Consider the following 16,199-nt stretch of genomic DNA (forward strand, 5'->3'; position numbering starts at 1 on the left):
CGGTCTGCCGGGAGGGCCGGGACGTGGGTGACGGCGTTCGGCGCGCACTGATGGAGGGCCGGTGCTCAGTGCCTTCGGTGGGATCGGTGATCACCGGCCGCACGGCCCTGTTGCCGTTCTGCGTCGTGGACGCCGACGGAGAGGAACTCGAGCCTGTGAGCGCCTACCTCCGGTACATGATGCTCGGGAACGCCAGTCCCCTGACGTGCCGAAGCTATGCGTTCGGCCTCCTGCGGTGGTACCGGCTGCTGTGGTGCCTTGAGATCGGCTGGGAGCAGGCGACCGAGGCCGAGGTCGCGACGCTGGTGGGCTGGCTGCAGAACGCACGCGATCCAAAGCGGGAACGCAAGCAGACCGAGTCGGGTCCCGCGGGATCGGTGAACCTCAAGACCGGCAAGCCATCACCGCGAGTGGGATATGCCCCGAGAACGATCAATCACGCGCTGACCGTCGTTCATGGCTTCTACTCCTTCCATGGCCGTTCCGGAGATGGTCCGGCGACCAATCCGGTTCCCGACTCCGCCCAGCGATGGCAGGTGCTGGCACACGGTCACTCCCTGGAACTGGAACAGATCGTCCAGCGGGCCCCGCTACGGCAGCAACTGGCGGGGCGAGCGCCACGGCTGATCCCGGACACGCTGTGGGCCGAGCTGTTCGCGGCGATGGCCGACGATCGTGATCGCGCCCTGCTGGCGTTCTACGTCAGCACCGGAGCGCGGGTCAGCGAACTTCTCAGGCTGACCTTGGAGGACATCGACTGGGGCGGTCAGCTCATCTATGTCGTCCCCATGAGAACCAAGCTCCGCCAGCCGATCCCGGCCTCTCCGGACGCCTTTCGCTACCTGGGCCACTATCTGGCGAGCGATGGGCTTCCCGCCCCTGGACAGCCGATCTGGCGGAGCCGCCGCGACGAGTCCCGGCCGATGACGTACTGGGCGATACAACGGGTGCTGCAGCGCGCCAACGAACGGCTGGGCACCGATTGGACTTGGCACGACGCCCATCACACTGCCCTCACCAGGATGGCCGACGACGAGCGCCTCATGCCGGCCGAAGAACCGGCCACCGCGGCACCCGCACCTGAAGAGGACCGGGCATCGAAAGTGGAAACCGTGTACGTGTTCCTACGGGGATCCGGCTGCCGAGTCGTCTACGAAGGGCCGCCCGAACAGGGGTGCCGTTGAAGGGGCCGGTCGAGATCGATGACCTGATCCTCACCTGGCAGGCCCCAGGTGACGACGCCGGAGCTTTGCCGACCGAGGAGTGCGGAATGGCAGGGATCTCGCGGATCACGCGTTTCCTGCCTTGCGGTAAGGGAATTCGGCTTCGCTAAAAGTTAAGCTTCTTAACAATTTCCTTCAACGGGAGGTTGGCATGCACCGCCTGGCCGCGCTTCTCTGCTTACTCGTTCCCCTGTTCCTGGCGGCCCCGGCCAAGGCCGCGGTCACCCCGCTCCAGGTCTACGGATCCTGGCACTGCGGCAATGACGCATGCATATGGGGCGCCGTACGTGACGTGGCCGAGTTCGACCAGAAGAACCACTGGCTGATCGACCGCGGTGATGGCCGTCCCTCGGTGAACGTCGTGGTACTCAGCTTCGTCCACCCGGTCAAGCTGCTGCACAAGACGACCGACGCCCAGACCCTCGACGGCGTGCCGCGCGGCATGACCGCCGACGTCGTCACCTACTTCAAGAGCCGCGGCATCCGGGTGATGTTGTCCATCGGGGGCATCACCTACACCGACGCCTGGAACTCGGCGCTGGCGGAGAACGCGGCCCAGTTCGGGCGCAACGCCGCCGAGGTGGCCCAGCGGCTCGGCGTCGGCATCGAGATCGACTACGAGGAGAACAGCGGGCCCAACCTGGCGGGACTGCAGGCATTCATCGACGCGTACCGCACCGTACTGCCCTACGACGCCACGGGAGCCAACCAGGCCGCGCGCCTGACCATCGACCTGGCGGCGGGCGACCGGTGGCTGATCGACCTCGGGAGGAAGGCCACCGCCGACTGGCTCCGCACCGGCACGCCCGTCCTGGACTACGCCAACGCGATGGTGCCGGCCCGCCAGCCGAGCACCTCCGGCGCGATCGCCAACTGGCAGGAGCACCTCGACGGCAAGCCGACCTACTCCCCGCCGATCCCGCCGCTGGCCCCCGCCAAGTTCACGGGAGCCTTCTACATCGCCGAGGGCAGCAAGCTCCGGCCAGAGTGCGCCAACTTCAGCGCCTCGCTGCAGAACTCCACCGGCACCTTCGTCCAGACGGCCGGCCCGAACGGCGCGGGGACGACGCCGGGCCTGCTCGGCTACATGTTCTGGGCCGCCGAGCGGCCCTCCACCCGTGGCATGACCACCGCGCCGCCCAACGGTTGCGAGGGCGGAGTAGGCGGCGGCGCCACCGCCTACTCCATTCCGATCCCGATGTCGGCCCTGCGGCAAAGCTGAGCACCGCCCCAGGTGCGTCTGAGCCGGGACCTTCAGCCCTATACGAAAAGCAGGTTTCAGGCCGAGCCTTGAGAAAGGGGCTGGGTTCTCGTCCGGCGCGGAGTGCGGCTGCGTGGGACCTTCCCCAGACACCTTCGAGGTCGTTTCGCCCCCAAAGAGCGATAGCGCCACAGAAGGGACGGGGGGAGATGTTCGTCGATCGTCAGGATGCGGGTGTGCAGTTGGCCGGGCGGATGCGAGGGCTGGCCGGTACCGGGGACATCGTGGTCGTGGGACTGCCCCGGGGCGGGGTGCCGGTGGCGTTCGAGGTGGCCCGAGCCCTGGACGCTCCGCTGGATGTGATCCTGGTCCGCAAGCTCGGGGTGCCGTTCCAGCCCGAGCTGGGGTTCGGAGCGATCGGCGAGGGCGGGGTGCGCGTGCTCAACCGCGACATCGTACGGATGGCGGAGCTCACCCAGGAGGAGATGGCCGAGGTCGAGGAGCGTGAGCGGCCCGAACTGCTGCGTCGTGCCAGGCGCTTTCGTGGCGAGCGCCCGCCACTGGACCTGGCCGGCCGGACGGTGATCGTGGTAGATGACGGGATCGCCACCGGTGGCACGGCTCGCGCGGCGTGCCGGGTCGCCCGTTCAGGCGGCGCCTCGCGGGTCGTCCTGGCGGTCCCCGTGGGGGCGCCGAGCACGATCGCGAGCCTGTCGGACGTCGCCGACGAGGTGGTCTGCCTGCAGACCCCTGCCGCCTTTTACGCGATCGGCTCCTGGTATGCCGACTTCACGCAGACCACGGACGACGAGGTGGTCGAACTACTGCGCCGTGCCGCCACCCTGAGGAGCGACAGCCAGGCGGGCACGGCGGACCCGCGTGATCCCCTCTGGGAGGTGGAGGTGGACGCTGGTGGCGTACGGCTGCCCGGTCATCTCGCCGTCCCCGAGGACGCCGCGGGGATCGTGGTGTTCGTCCACGGCAGCGGCAGCGGCCGGTACAGCCCGCGTAACCGGTACGTGGCCTCCGAGCTCAACCGCGCCGGCCTGTCGACGCTCCTGTTCGACCTGCTCACGTTGGAGGAGGAGCTGGATCGGCGCAAGGTGTTCGACATTGAGTTGCTGGCCCGCAGGCTGCTTCAAGTGACGGCCTGGCTGCGTGGCATGCCCGAGGTCGCGGGACTTCCGGTCGGCTACTTCGGCTCCACCACGGGAGCCGCCGCCGCGCTGTGGGCGGCGGCCGAGCCGGGCTGCGATGTCACCGCCGTCGTTTCCCGAGGCGGTCGGCCCGACCTGGCCTCGGCAAGGCTCGGCTCCGTGCGCGCGCCCACGCTGCTGATCGTGGGAGGTCGCGACGAGGTTGTGCTCGGCATCAACCAGGCGGCCCGCGAACGGCTGCGCTGCCAGAACCGGCTTCAGATCGTTCCCGGCGCCACCCACCTGTTCCCAGAGCCGGGAGCGCTCGAAGCCGTCGCGGCTCACGCCCGCGACTGGTTCGCCGCTCACTTCAGGCCACTGCCGGCCGCCACGCCGCCATGCCCGGCTCACTGATCGCCGAACCGGCCGGCTTTCGTCGCATGCCCGGTGAGACCGGAAGGAAGCAGGGGGTGGAGCGTGATGACGCTGCGGATCGTGGCCGGTACGGCCAACCAGGCGCTGGCTCGTGCCGTCGCGGCGGGGCTGTACACCGAGCCGGTGTCATCGGTGGTGGAGCGCTTCCCCGACAGCGAGCTCCGGCCGGTCGTCGACGGCGTGCGCGGTGCCGACGTCTATCTGGTCCAGCCCACGGGGCCGCCCGTGAACGAGCACGTGATGGAGCTCCTGCTGCTGCTCGACGGCTGCCGGCGGGCCGGCGCCGCGCGCATTACCGCCGTCGTGCCGTATTTCGGGTACGCCCGGCAGGACCGCCGTGGGCGAGCCGGAGAGGCCATCGGGATGAGGGTCGTCGCCGACGCGCTGGCCTCGGCCGGAGCGCAGCGGTTGGTCGTGGTTGATCCACATACGGTGGCACTGGAGGCCGTGTGCGCGGTGCCGGTGGAGATGCTCACGGCCGTCCCCGTCCTCGCCGGCGCGCTCGCCGAGCGGGCGCGGGACGATGCGATCGTCGTGGCGCCCGACCTCGGCGCGGTCAAGCTGGCCGAGCGGTACGCCGCGCTGCTGTCGCTGCCGGTGGCGCTGGTCCGCAAGACGCGGCTGACGGGGACCAGCGTCGTGGCCGGGAAACTCGTCGGCGACGTCGTGGGACGCCAGGCGATCGTCGTCGATGACATGATCAGCACCGGAGGAACCATCGAGGCGGCGGTGGAACTCCTGCTCGCGCACGGCGCCGCTCCGGCGGTCGTCGTGGCCGCCACTCACGGGCTGTTCGTGGAGGCGGCGGCGAAGCGGCTCGGCGGCTCCCGGATCCAGAGCCTGCTGGTCACCGACAGCCTCCCGCAGGACGCCTCATCGGCGCTGCCGCTCCAGATCTGCTCGACGGCCCCCCTCCTGGCCGACGCCATCGCCCGCCTGCACCGCGACGAGCCACTCGGCGACCTGCTGATCCACACCTGATGGGGCGCCACTGCACCAAAACGGACTTTCGTCCCATCTATCAGGGTCCATCGCAGGTAGACCGCTCTCTCGCCCCAATTGAATATGAGAGGGGAACTGATGGCCGACAGCCGTGGCCATGTGGTCCCAGGGAGTTCGAGGAGGGACGCGGGAGGTAACAGTGAAAGCAGCAGTTGGTGATCGGCTGATCGTTGAAAGTACCTCTCTGGACAAGCCACGCCGCATCGGTGTCATCGTCGCCCTGTACCACGCCGACGGCTCGCCACCGTACGACGTCCGCTGGCCGGACCAGGAACACCCGTCCATGGTGTTCCCGGGACCCGACGCACATATCGAACATCGAACACCTGCCGGCGGGGGGCCGACGGCCCCCTGATCGACCGGCTCCACCGCCGGGCCCGTCACGGCCCGGCGAGCCGTCAGCCTCCGACGCGGTAGGGGCGCATCATCTCGTTGTCCTCGTGCTCCAGGATGTGGCAGTGCCACACGAACAGGCCGGCCCGGTCGAACGTCGCCTTGATCCGGGTGACCTCGTTCGGGTAGGCGATCACCGTGTCCTTGTATCCCCTCTCCCATCGCTCCGGAGATCGGGCGATGCCGGTGAACGGCTGCCGGTCGACGACCTGGAACGGAACCTCGTGGACATGGATCGGGTGCGCGTCCATGGTGAGGTTGTGGATCTCCCACACCTCGGTGGCACCCACCGCGGGGGTCTCGGTGAGCGGATCGGACCACATCCTCGCCGTCCCGCGTCCGTCGACGGTACCGAGCAGCACCGCCGTCGGTCCGGCACCGGAGACGACCGCGGAGCTCTTTTCCAGCAAAGCGACCTTGCGCGTCTTCGTCGCCGAGCCGAGCGGAGTCGACGAGGGCAGCGTGAGCTGGTCGGGAGGCACGCTGGCATCTCGTCCCACCAGTGACCGCACCACGAACTTCATCACCTGCCCCGTGGTCGCGGGATCCGCCGGCGCGGCCTTGCCGTCTCCGCGGAAGGCCCCGTCGGGCGCTTCGTTGATCAGATACAGCTCCGTACCCGCAGGGAGGCGTGTGAAGTCCACGATCACATCGGCCCGCTCGGCCGGGGCCAGCAGAAGCCTGCCGAGCTCCACGGGCTCTGGCAGGAACCCGCCATCCGAGCCGATCTGCCAGAACGGCAGGGCCGCGGCCACCGGACGCTTCGCCACAGGGTTGGACACGATCTTCAGGTCCAGGAACCGGGAGTTGCAGCCGTTGAGAAACCGGAGGCGGAATCGGCGTGGTTCGACGGCCAGGAACGGCCAGGTGCGGCCGTTGACCATCATGGCGGTGCCGAAGAACTCGGGGTTCCAGATAGGTGATAGATCACTGCCGGGGATGTAGGGACCGGCGAACCGGTCGAACTGCCTACGGCTCCCCGGATAGAAGAGCGAGCCGTCAGCGGCGAACGACCGGTCCTGGATGACGATCGGGATCTCGTGAAACCGCCGGTTCGGTGGGGCTCCGGCCCTGGGCGCCGGTCCCGGCAGAACCGGCGGCGGAAGGTCGGAGGGGCCGCCTCGCAGAAGGTAGAACCCGGCCAGGCCCGCGTAGACGTTGAGCCGGGTCATCCCCAGCGTGTGATCGTGGTACCACATCGTGGCGGCGCGCTGGTCGTTGCCGTAACGGAACTCCGCCGAGCCGGGACGCCACGACGCCCCGTCCCGGCTCGCGGATTCTTCCGCGAAGGGCGCGTACTGGGTGCCTTCGGTCGCGTAGCCGGACGGTATGTTCCTCGCCTGGGGCAGGTACCACGCCTCCGGGTAGCCGTCGCTGTAGTCGGCGCTGTGCCCTCCGTGCAGGTGCGTGACGATCGGCACCGGCCCGCGGTACCGGCCGGGGGTCGAGGTGAACGCGGGACGTGAATCCCGGCCGGAGGCCCCTCCAGGAGGGTTGGCCCAGTGCAGCGTCGGGTCCACGGGAAGCATGTGCGGCAGGTAGTTCCCTTCTGCGTCGACCAGCTCGTTCACCCAGGTCACCCGTACAGGCCGGTCGGCCGTCGCCTCGAAGGTGAACCCCGGGGAGCTGAAGGTCCGCGGGTGCCCGACCGACCCGTACCCCCAGACCGTGGTGGCCGGGCTGCCCGAAGGCAGGATCTGCTGCCGGAAGCGCCGGACGCCGATCGTGTAGCGGTCAACGGAGCCATCCGCCGAGTCGGACGGCATGACCGGCGGGACGGCCAGCGGCGTGACGTATTTGGCGATCGCCACCGGATCCAGCATGCCCCGGAGGATCGCCGCGCCTCCCAGGGCCGGGATCCGCCCAGAGACCAGGAGCACGGTCCCGCCTACCCCTGCCTTCATGAACTGCCGTCTCGTGATCACCCCGGCCCCCTCAGCCATCAAGAGCAGACATGGCGGATAGATCCGGTCATAAAACCCAAAAAAATGTATGCCTTTTAATTGGATAAAAGGTTATTTCTAGCGATATATACCCATCGCTGCTGGCTATATCGATCGCGCCTACCTGGACCGCCCCATGGGCGCGACTGCCCGCGTCTGTGCGGCCGGCCCGAGGTTCACTCGAAATCGACCATGAGTCAGTGCTCTTCCAGCACCTCCGAGCACGGGCGGCGGACGCTTCCCGCCCCGTCCCGTACGAAGCCGAGCCGCATGATCATCTGTGGGAAATCTCCGGAGCACAGGTGGTTGCGGATGAACTCCCGCAGCTCCGGCATTTCCAGCGCCTGCGTGTGGAAGGCCGCGCTGAGCCCGCAGGCGGAGGCGCGGAGTAGGGTGCGTTGCAACGCCTGGCCCGCGGCGAGCCAATCGTGGCGGGTGTCGGTCTCCGTGGTGAGCACGGCCACGAGCCCGGTCGCCGTGGACCTGCGCTGTTCGGTCTCACTGCCCCAGGAGTGTCCCCAGGCGTAGTCACGCTGGGCGAAATGCTGCGGATACGTGCGTCTGCGGGTGATCGGGTAGCCGTGGGCCGGCACGCCGTCCCTGCGGGTGCTGCCCGGAGGCCGCGCCCAGCGGATCAGCTCCAGGCCGAACATGCGGTCCTGGGACTGGATGTCCTGGGCGGCGCTGGTGAGCGCGGCCAGTACGCGCGCCTCGACCTCCGACCGCACAGGCGTCAAGCGGGCCCCCTCGGTGCTCGCCTGGGCCACCAGCGTCTCTGTCACGTGCTCGGCGACACGCGCGGTGGTGAACCCTGCGCGGTGCGTCCGGCGCCGCTCGATCTCCCGACGCAGCGACAAGGTCTGCTCGTCGGCTCCCGCACCCCGCCGTGGCCGGATCGTGGCCAGCAGGAGCGGGCGGTCGGGGTCCGGGAACCGCCGTACCTCGGGCTCGTAGCCGAGCGCGCGAAGGGCGATCCGTACGTTGAACAGCGCGGCGCCGCAGCTGATCAGCATCTGGCGGCCGGTCGCGTCGGCGAACCGCAACTTCCTGTCCGGGTCCGCGCGCAGGCTGATCTCGTCCCCGGAGACGGCGAACGACCACGGCTGGGTGTTGTGCGGCGAAGGCGCCCAGAGTGCGGCCTCGACGACGGCACGCAACGTGCAGGAGATCCCGCCTGCATGGTGAATGTCCATGACCCGCCTCCTAGCCGACCCCACTGCAAGCGTGCCCGCCGCCGTCCGGCATGGTCAGCGATGAAAGTCCCGAAACGCGGGGACCTTGGCCACACTCTTCCGACCGATCGGTCTCAGCGGCCCCCGCTTCCCCCGCCCTTCACCGCTCGCTGGACGGGACCTTCGTCTCTGTCGAAGAGTTCGCCTCCTTGTGAAAACTGGCCTTCGAGACCATGACGCGGTTCGACAGACCAACGGGGGGACGACGAATGGCCAGGGAGGAAACCACCGCGACCGCTGTCACCTCCGGCCTGTCGTCGGCGGAAGCAGCGGCGCGACTGGAACAGGACGGGCGCAACCTGCTGCCCCAGAAGTCACCCGTCCCGTTGTGGCGACGAGTCGCCGCCCAGCTCCGCGACCCGCTGATCCTCGTCCTGCTCGTGGCGGCGGCACTGACCGTCGCCACGGGCGACTGGACCGACATGGCCGTGATCATGTTGGTCATCGTGGTCAACACCTCGGTCGGGGTAGTGCAGGAGGTCCGCGCTGACCGCGCCATCACGGCCCTGTCAGAGCTCACCGCCCCGACGGCGCGCGTGGTCCGTGACGGTTCCCAGGCGCAGGTTCCAGCGGCAGATCTCGTTGTGGGTGATGCTCTGGTGCTGGCCGAGGGGGACATCGTTCCCGCTGATGCCAGGGTGGTGGAGTCGGCGGCCCTTCTCGTCGACGAGTCGGCCCTGACGGGCGAGTCCATGCCGGTGGACAAGAGCGTCGAGCAGGCGGTGTCCTCGGGCACCGTCGTGGTGCGAGGGCGCGGCCGAGCGGTGGTCACCGCGGTGGGGATGTCGAGCGCGACCGGGCGCATAGCGTCCATGATGGTCAAGGGGGCCGGTCTCACTCCGCTACAGCGACGGTTGATGGGAGTCGGCCGCATGCTGGCCGGCGTCACCGTGCTCTTGTGCATGGTCGTGCTGGCCCTCGGCTTGGCCCGCGGCGAACCGGTCGAGCTGATGGTCGTGACCGCGATCAGCCTGGTGGTCGCGGCCGTGCCTGAATCACTGCCCGCGGTCGTGACCCTGAGCCTCGCACTGGGAGCCCGCCGGATGGCCGGCCGCAACGCCCTCGTGCGCAGGCTGCCCGCAGTGGAGACCCTGGGCTCCGTGACCGTTCTGGCCACCGACAAGACCGGCACACTGACCGAGGGCCGGATGGTCGTCCGGCTGCTCTGGACTCCGGCCGAGGAAGCCAGGGTCACCGGCTCCGGCTATGCCCCTGAGGGTGAGATCGTCGAAGACCGGCCTCTGGAGACCGAACGTCTCACCGACCTGCTGGGTGCGGCGGCACTGTGCAACGACGCGCGGCTGTCACAGGACTCCCACGGACAGTGGACGGCGCTGGGCGATCCCACCGAGGCGGCCATGCTCGCCGCCGCCGCCAAGATGGGCCTGGACTCGTCACAGGTGCGGCAGCGGTTCCCCAGAGTCGCCGAGCGGCCCTTCGAGAGCGGCCGCAAGCGCATGACGACCGTTCACCGGCTACCCGGCGGCCGAGCCCGGGTGATCTGCAAGGGCGCACCAGAGGCACTGCTCCAGTCACCGGTCCTGGTCGACGACCCGGCGCTCCTGGCCCGCGCGTCCGAGCGCGCCGACCAACTCGCCCAGGCGGGTTACCGGGTCCTGGCCGTCGCGAGAACCGATCTGGACGTCGTTCCGGAAACCGTCCAGGAGTACGGGCTGACGCTGCTCGGGCTGATCGCGATCCTGGACCCGCCGCGACCCGCGGCAGCCGCCGCCATCGCCGCCTGTGGACGCGCTGGGATCAGATCGGTCATGATCACCGGCGACCACCCGGGTACCGCCCGTGCCATCGCCACTGACCTGGGCATCATCGAAACGGGCGGCCAGGTCGTCGACTGCCGCGACGCCCGCGAACCGGGCCAGGACAGGGCGAGCGTCTACGCCCGGGCCACGCCCCAGCAGAAGCTCGACATCATCCAGAGCATGCGAAATCGCGGCGACACCCTCGCGATGACGGGAGACGGCGTCAACGACGGGCCCGCGCTGAGGCGCGCCGACATCGGCGTGGCGATGGGCGAGCGTGGCACCGAAGTCGCCCGTCAGGCGGCCGACCTGGTGCTGGCCGACGACGACCTGGGCACCGTGGTCGCGGCCGTCGAGGAGGGCCGCCGGGTCTACGCCAACATCCGCCGGTTCCTCGTCTACGGCCTGTCCGGCGGAGCGGCCGAAATCGCCGTCATGCTGCTGGGCCCGTTCGCCGGTCTCACGCTCCCGCTGCTGCCCGCCCAGATACTGTGGATCAACCTGCTCACCCACGGGCTACCGGGCGTTGCCCTGGGCGGCGAGCCCGCCGTACCCGGATCCATGACCAGCCCGCCTCGGCCGACCACCGAGAGCATCCTGGGGGCCGGGCTGTGGCAACGCGTGATCCGGATCGGCGTCGTCCTCACCGCTGTCACCCTCGGCGTCGCCATCTGGGCCCACCAGACCGGACGCCCATGGCAGAGCATGGCCTTCTTCGCCCTTGGCGCCACCCAGCTCGGGGTGGCGATCGGCTCTCGCACTCGGCCGGGCTCGCTGGCCAACCCGATGCTGCTTCTCGCCGTCGCCGGCGCCCTCGTCCTGCAGCTCGCGGGGCTCTACCTCCCGCTGCTCCGTGAACTCCTCGGCACCCAGCCGCTGAGCTTAGGTGACCTGATGATCGTCACCGTACTCTCCACCCTCGGCTACGCCGCCGTACGCCTCGACCGGACCCTGCACCCGAATCCACCGCCCGGCCCGGACGACCGGCCTCGGGCCGAATGTCCCATGGACAAGGGCCCTCGGTCTCTTCGCCCGTGATCCTGGCCACGATTTGATGAAGAGGGATTGTGGCACGAGCGCCGCCTGAGGCGACGCCCGCGATCGAAGGGAGCCGATCATGCACAAGAAGGTGCGGGACGTCATGACCCGGAAGGTCGCGTCCGTCAACGGCAGCACCCCCTTCAAGGACGTCGCCGAAGTGCTCACCGCCCACGGGGTCAGCGCGGTCCCGGTGGTCGACGGTGAGGGGTACGTGATCGGCGTCATCTCGGAGGCCGACCTGCTGTGCAAGGAGGAGTTCAGGCAGCAGTACTACGGCGAGAACTACCGTCCTCCCCTGCGGGCACGGCTCCGCCGGCGCATCGGCCGACCCGGCGCCGCCCCGAAGGACAAGGCGCGCGCCGAAACGGCTGCCGAACTGATGACCGCGCCGGCGATCACCGTCAGGGCGTACGCCAATGTGGTGGCCGCCGCGCGTGCCATGGAGGCGCACAGGGTCAAGCGGCTGCCGGTGGTCGACGAGGAAGGGCGGCTGGAAGGCATCGTCAGCCGCCACGACCTGCTCAAGGTCTTCGCCCGGACCGACGACGACATCGCCGCCGAGATCCGCGACGACATCCTCCAGGGCCCTATGTGGATGGACACCTCAGGAGTTCGCGTCTCGGTGTCGGAGGGGGTCGTGACGCTGAGCGGCCACCTGGCCCGCCACAGCGATGCTCAGACCATCGCGCGGATGACCGAGCGAGTCAACGGTGTGGTCGATGTGCTCGACAAGCTCGAATGGCAGCAGGACGACGCACTGTTCTCCGGCGGCCCGGCCTGAGAACGGCAACGCGGGCGAGCGCCTCGATCGGCTCGCCGAATTGAGCTTGGTCCGCCGCACCTGAAGCGACGTGGGCCGGATCATCTGGATCACTCCATGAGCCTTCGTGGCTCCTTTTCCCCATCGACACCGCCATGCTTCGGTGCGGGCACCACGGCCACCGGGCAGGAAGCGTGGTGCAGCACGGCGTGGCTGGTGGAACCAAGGATCAATCCGGTGAAACCGCCGCGTCCGCGTGATCCGATCACAAGGAGATCGGCCTCGGCCGACGCCTCCAGCAAGACCTGCGCGGGATGTCCCTGTTTCACCTGCCGCAGGACATCGACAGCGGGATGGCGTTCTTGCCATGCCTTCAGCGACTCGGCCAGCAGGCGGGACTCGTCGCCGATCAATGCATCGGGATCGAACGGCATGAATTCGACCGGAACGGAGCAGGCACGGATCGCTCGCAGTCTCGCACCGCGCGCTTCCGCCTCGGCGAAGGCGAACTCGACCACCGCATCGCTCGCAGCCGATCCATCCGTTCCCACCACCACTTCCCCGGACCGGGAAGCCGGTCCGCGCACCACGACGACCGGGCAGGGAGCATGCCCGGAAACTCCCAGAGCGACCGAGCCGAGCAGCAGCCCACGGAAGCCGCCGAGCCCATGGTTGCCCACCACCAGCATGTCGGCGACCGCAGCCGCCCTCAGCAGGGCGTCCCGTGGGTCCCCTGCCAGCAGTTCAGTGCTCACCCGCACCTCGAACGGCTCGGCACCCACGCGTTCCAGCGCCGCCGTCAGGACCTCGGCGGCGCTGTCTCGCATCCAGCGCCCCACCTCGGAGTGCGGCACGTCGTCGGGCATCTCATAAGCCCATTTCGGCATGGCGTGCACGATGTGCACGGGCCGGTCATGCAGTGCTCCCTCCCGCACCGCCCAGCCGACCGCGTCCAGCCCCGAAGGCGACCCGTCCACTCCAACGATGATCATGTGGTTCTCCTTCTGGACCCTGTCCGCGGTCAGCATGCGCCGGCAACCGGTCCTCACACAGCCGCAACCGCTACTCCTCGAGGCGCACGGCTGACGGTCGCGCTGACCACAAGGTCGGCGCCCCCCAACGCTTCGGGCAGTCGCGCCGTCCCATACCTGCTGCCCCAGGAGAAGGCGGAGGTAACACGCAAGCTGGAGACCGACAAGGCGCCCGGCCGATGAAGCGCTGGTCGGTCAGGACGTGAACAAGTGGTGGCAGTGGTGTGCCAGGAAGACGCTCAGGCCGGGAATGGCGGCCACCGCGGCAGGTCCGGCGAGCAGGAGGCCCACGGCCGCAAAGCCGGCGAGGCGTTCACGACGGCTGAGGGGTGCCGCGGGATTGAGCATGCGGTGTACGCGGGTCAGAGCGGTCTCGCCGCCCGCGCCCAGAGCGAAGGCGGGAAACCGGCCGGTGGCCAGCCGTACCAGTGCGGTCGCGATGTGGATGGGTGGGTGGCGGCGGGCGGCCACGTCGTCGGCCAGGAGCTCGACGAGGCGAGCGATCTCGGTCTTGGCCTGCGCGAAAAGCGGTGAGTGAGGAAAGGCCAGGGTGAGGGTCTGCGCGCCGGCCAGGACGAGATGATGCCGCCCGCGCAAGTGCGCCTGCTCGTGGGCCAGCACGGCCGCCACCTCCTCGGGAGCCAACGACCGCAAGGCCCCCGTTGTGATCACGGCACGGCTCTCCCGACCGGGTAGGCAGTAGGCCATCGGCTCGTTGTGATCGACGACAACCGCTCCCAGCTCGCTGTCATGCCTGCCCAGCAAACCGAGCATCTCCGCGTGCTGTCGCCGCTCTCTTCGCGCCCTGAGCAGCACGGCTGCTCCGCAGTAGGCGATACGCGCCGCGACGGCACCTCCCGAGGCCAGGGCGATCCAGACGCCCGTGGACGTGACGGTCGCTCCGTCCGACAGGAATGCGGCGCACGCCTCGAACAGGCCGGCGAGACCATGACCTACCACGGACGCCGGGATGACGGCCGCGAGCACGGCCAGGACCGCGGAAGTCACCACCGACGCGCATGCCGCCTGCCACACGGCGATCGCCAGACGCGGAGCACGCTCGGCCCATCGTCTGCGGCTGAGGAGCCGAGGAAGGGCCACCGTCCCAGCGACCGCGTACAGTCCAAGGGCGACGGCGACGATCATGCGCGGCGTTCCTGGGGCGGATAGACCTTGAGCGCCGCCTCCAACGCGGCCGCTTCCTCGGGCGTCAGCCGCTCAAGAAAGTGCACCAGCGTGGCGGCCTGATTCCCGCCGCTGGCCAGCGTGGTGCGCATCAGCTCGGCGGTGTAGGCCTCCTTGCTGGCGACCGCTTCGTAGACATAGGCGCGAGAGACCGTGTTACGGCGCAGCAGCCCTTTGGTATGCAGCTTGTCCATCACGGTCATGACGGTCGTGTACGCGATCTGCCGGTCGCGGCGGAGGTCTTCGAGTACATCTCGCACGGAGGCGGGCCGGTGATAGGACCACATGCGGTCCATGACCACGGACTCCAGGTCCCCGAGGCCTCGTAGCATGCGCCAACCTCCTCGTGATTACCGGCCGCCATGCTATCGAGGGTCGTAGAACACCACATTCCTCTTTAGTCGCTGGGCAAGGATGCCGGATGCCCAGAGTCTGTCCCTGCCGGTGAAATCGTCGTCGCGCGTCGCGGCTGTCGCGCTCGGGCGACAGCGAGCTCACGGCAGGTCACTTTGGCGGTCTATGTAGCGAGCGCCCTATACGTCCCACTACGGTCTATAGTAGTTTACCGCGAAGTGCCGTAAATAGGGGATTGCGGTCGGCCAATCCGGTGCAGGTCGCTGACACCCTTCAGGGCGGCGTTCTTCGCCGGGTCCCCGCAGGTGACCCGCACAGCGGGAGGCGAAAGGAGCCCTGTGGAGTGGAGGCCCCACAGGTCCCTTCAGGTTCTCATCCTGCTGACCGGCGTCATCAGGGGCCTACTGTCCAGCGCAGTAGTCAGCATCTCGCCGAAGCAAGGTCTACACCGCCGGCGCGAACAGGAGTCGCTGTGCCGCTGTGCAAGCTCCACTGGAAGATCGTTTCCATGGTCGGCACGCTGACTGCCGCCGTGATGCTCATGCCTGCGGGAAGCGCCGTCGCCGAACCCCGCCCCACGGTCGCCCAAGCCAAGGCGCGGCTCGCCAAGCTGGAGGGTCAGGCCGATAAAACAGTCGAGCGCTACAACACGGTCGCCGACGCATACAAAGCGTCCAAGAAGAAGTACGACCGGCTCAACCAGGAGCTCAGCCGGGAGAACAGCAAGGTTCAGGCGTTGCGGGACAGCGTGGTCACCACCGCCTCAGGCATGTATCAGGCCGGAGCCGCGTTGAGCTGGCCGGGCCTGGTGGGCAAGGACGACCCTGCGGGTCTGCTGGCAGGCCTGGCGGTGGGCGACCAGGTGTCGGCCGGGCGTGCGCGGACGCTGGAGGTGTTCGACCTGGCCACACGTACGCTCAGAGATCGCCGGGGCAAGGCCAAGGACGCCTACGACGAGGCCACCAAGCTCCTGGCGGATGTCGCCAAGGAGAAGAAGAAGGTGGAAAAGCTCGTCGGTGAGCAGGAGCGGCTGCTGCGGCGCCTCAACCAGTTCAACGCGGGCGACCCCAACAGCCGCGGCATCCGGTACGACGGGCCCGCATCGGGGAGCGCCAGAGCCGCCCTGCAGTTCGCCTACGCGCAGGTCGGAAAGCCCTACCGGTGGGGCGGCACCGGGCCGAGCTCCTACGACTGCTCCGGCCTCACCCAGGCGGCCTGGGCCAGGGCAGGAGTGAACCTGCCTCGCACCACCTACCAGCAGTGGGCGTGGGGAGCGAGTCGCCGCGTCTCGATGAACGACCTTCAGCCCGGCGACTTGCTGTTCAGCAACGGCCTGGGCCACATGGGCATGTACGCGGGCGACGGAAAGATGGTGCACGCCCCTCGGACGGGTGATGTCATCAAGGTCGTCTCACTCGACGTCTACTGGCGCGGCCGCCTGATCGGCGCCATCCGCCCCTGAAGAGGCGGGACTCCCGAACGCCGCAGCCCGGACGGCATTGA

The 16,199-nt window shown here is 68.9% G+C and carries 13 protein-coding genes; 8 read left to right on the forward strand and 5 right to left on the reverse strand.

All coding sequences use genetic code 11. The features are described 5' to 3' along the window. Positions 1-86 precede the first annotated feature (86 nt). The 5 genes from ACOZ38_RS42045 (at position 87) to ACOZ38_RS42065 (ending at position 5,352) form a co-directional block, all read left to right on the forward strand. Positions 87-1,184 (forward strand): tyrosine-type recombinase/integrase, encoded by a 1,098-nt coding sequence (locus ACOZ38_RS42045; RefSeq protein WP_424536420.1) that lies wholly within the window; start codon positions 87-89, stop codon positions 1,182-1,184. 190 nt (positions 1,185-1,374) lie between these two features. Next, complete coding sequence (locus ACOZ38_RS42050; RefSeq protein ID WP_424536421.1) at positions 1,375-2,445, forward strand: hypothetical protein; 1,071 nt, start codon at positions 1,375-1,377, stop codon at positions 2,443-2,445. 188 nt (positions 2,446-2,633) lie between these two features. Next, positions 2,634-3,974 (forward strand): phosphoribosyltransferase family protein, encoded by a 1,341-nt coding sequence (locus ACOZ38_RS42055; RefSeq protein ID WP_424536422.1) that lies wholly within the window; start codon positions 2,634-2,636, stop codon positions 3,972-3,974. A 66-nt stretch (positions 3,975-4,040) separates the two neighbouring features. Continuing rightward, complete coding sequence (locus ACOZ38_RS42060) at positions 4,041-4,976, forward strand: ribose-phosphate diphosphokinase (RefSeq protein WP_424536423.1); 936 nt, start codon at positions 4,041-4,043, stop codon at positions 4,974-4,976. 118 nt (positions 4,977-5,094) lie between these two features. Beyond that, positions 5,095-5,352, forward strand: a complete 258-nt coding sequence (locus ACOZ38_RS42065) for a DUF1918 domain-containing protein (RefSeq protein ID WP_424536424.1) — start codon at positions 5,095-5,097, stop codon at positions 5,350-5,352. Between the two features lie 43 nt (positions 5,353-5,395). Here ACOZ38_RS42065 and ACOZ38_RS42070 read toward each other — a convergent pair whose 3' ends face one another. Next, positions 5,396-7,315, reverse strand: a complete 1,920-nt coding sequence (locus ACOZ38_RS42070) for a multicopper oxidase family protein (RefSeq protein WP_424536425.1) — start codon at positions 7,313-7,315, stop codon at positions 5,396-5,398. Positions 7,316-7,530: 215 nt separating this feature from the next. Continuing rightward, entirely contained in the window at positions 7,531-8,526 is a 996-nt protein-coding gene (locus tag ACOZ38_RS42075; RefSeq protein ID WP_424536426.1) for an Acg family FMN-binding oxidoreductase, read from the reverse strand. A gap of 248 nt (positions 8,527-8,774) precedes the next feature. Between ACOZ38_RS42075 and ACOZ38_RS42080 the strand changes: the two genes are divergently transcribed. Then, positions 8,775-11,363: a cation-translocating P-type ATPase gene (locus ACOZ38_RS42080; RefSeq protein WP_424536427.1), complete on the forward strand. Its 2,589-nt coding sequence runs from the start codon at positions 8,775-8,777 to the stop codon at positions 11,361-11,363. Between the two features lie 79 nt (positions 11,364-11,442). Next, a complete protein-coding gene (locus tag ACOZ38_RS42085; RefSeq protein WP_424536428.1) occupies positions 11,443-12,147 on the forward strand; it encodes a CBS domain-containing protein in 705 nt (234 codons plus the stop codon). Positions 12,148-12,236: 89 nt separating this feature from the next. On the opposite strand, the gene ACOZ38_RS42090 is transcribed toward ACOZ38_RS42085, so the two are convergent. From ACOZ38_RS42090 to ACOZ38_RS42100, 3 genes are all read right to left on the reverse strand, one after another. Continuing rightward, positions 12,237-13,118 (reverse strand): universal stress protein, encoded by an 882-nt coding sequence (locus ACOZ38_RS42090; protein WP_424536429.1) that lies wholly within the window; start codon positions 13,116-13,118, stop codon positions 12,237-12,239. A 234-nt stretch (positions 13,119-13,352) separates the two neighbouring features. Further along, positions 13,353-14,303 carry a M56 family metallopeptidase gene (locus ACOZ38_RS42095; protein ID WP_424536430.1) on the reverse strand — a complete coding sequence of 317 codons (951 nt, stop codon included), beginning with the start codon at positions 14,301-14,303 and terminating at the stop codon, positions 13,353-13,355. Then, positions 14,300-14,674 carry a BlaI/MecI/CopY family transcriptional regulator gene (locus tag ACOZ38_RS42100; RefSeq protein WP_424536431.1) on the reverse strand — a complete coding sequence of 125 codons (375 nt, stop codon included), beginning with the start codon at positions 14,672-14,674 and terminating at the stop codon, positions 14,300-14,302. Before ACOZ38_RS42100 ends, ACOZ38_RS42095 begins: the two co-directional genes overlap by 4 nt. Positions 14,675-15,168: 494 nt before the next feature. Between ACOZ38_RS42100 and ACOZ38_RS42105 the strand changes: the two genes are divergently transcribed. After that, positions 15,169-16,158: a C40 family peptidase gene (locus ACOZ38_RS42105; RefSeq protein ID WP_424536432.1), complete on the forward strand. Its 990-nt coding sequence runs from the start codon at positions 15,169-15,171 to the stop codon at positions 16,156-16,158. Positions 16,159-16,199: the final 41 nt, after the last annotated feature.

Source organism: Sphaerisporangium viridialbum, assembly GCF_049674955.1.
Taxonomy (GTDB): Bacteria; Actinomycetota; Actinomycetes; order Streptosporangiales; family Streptosporangiaceae; genus Sphaerisporangium; species Sphaerisporangium viridialbum.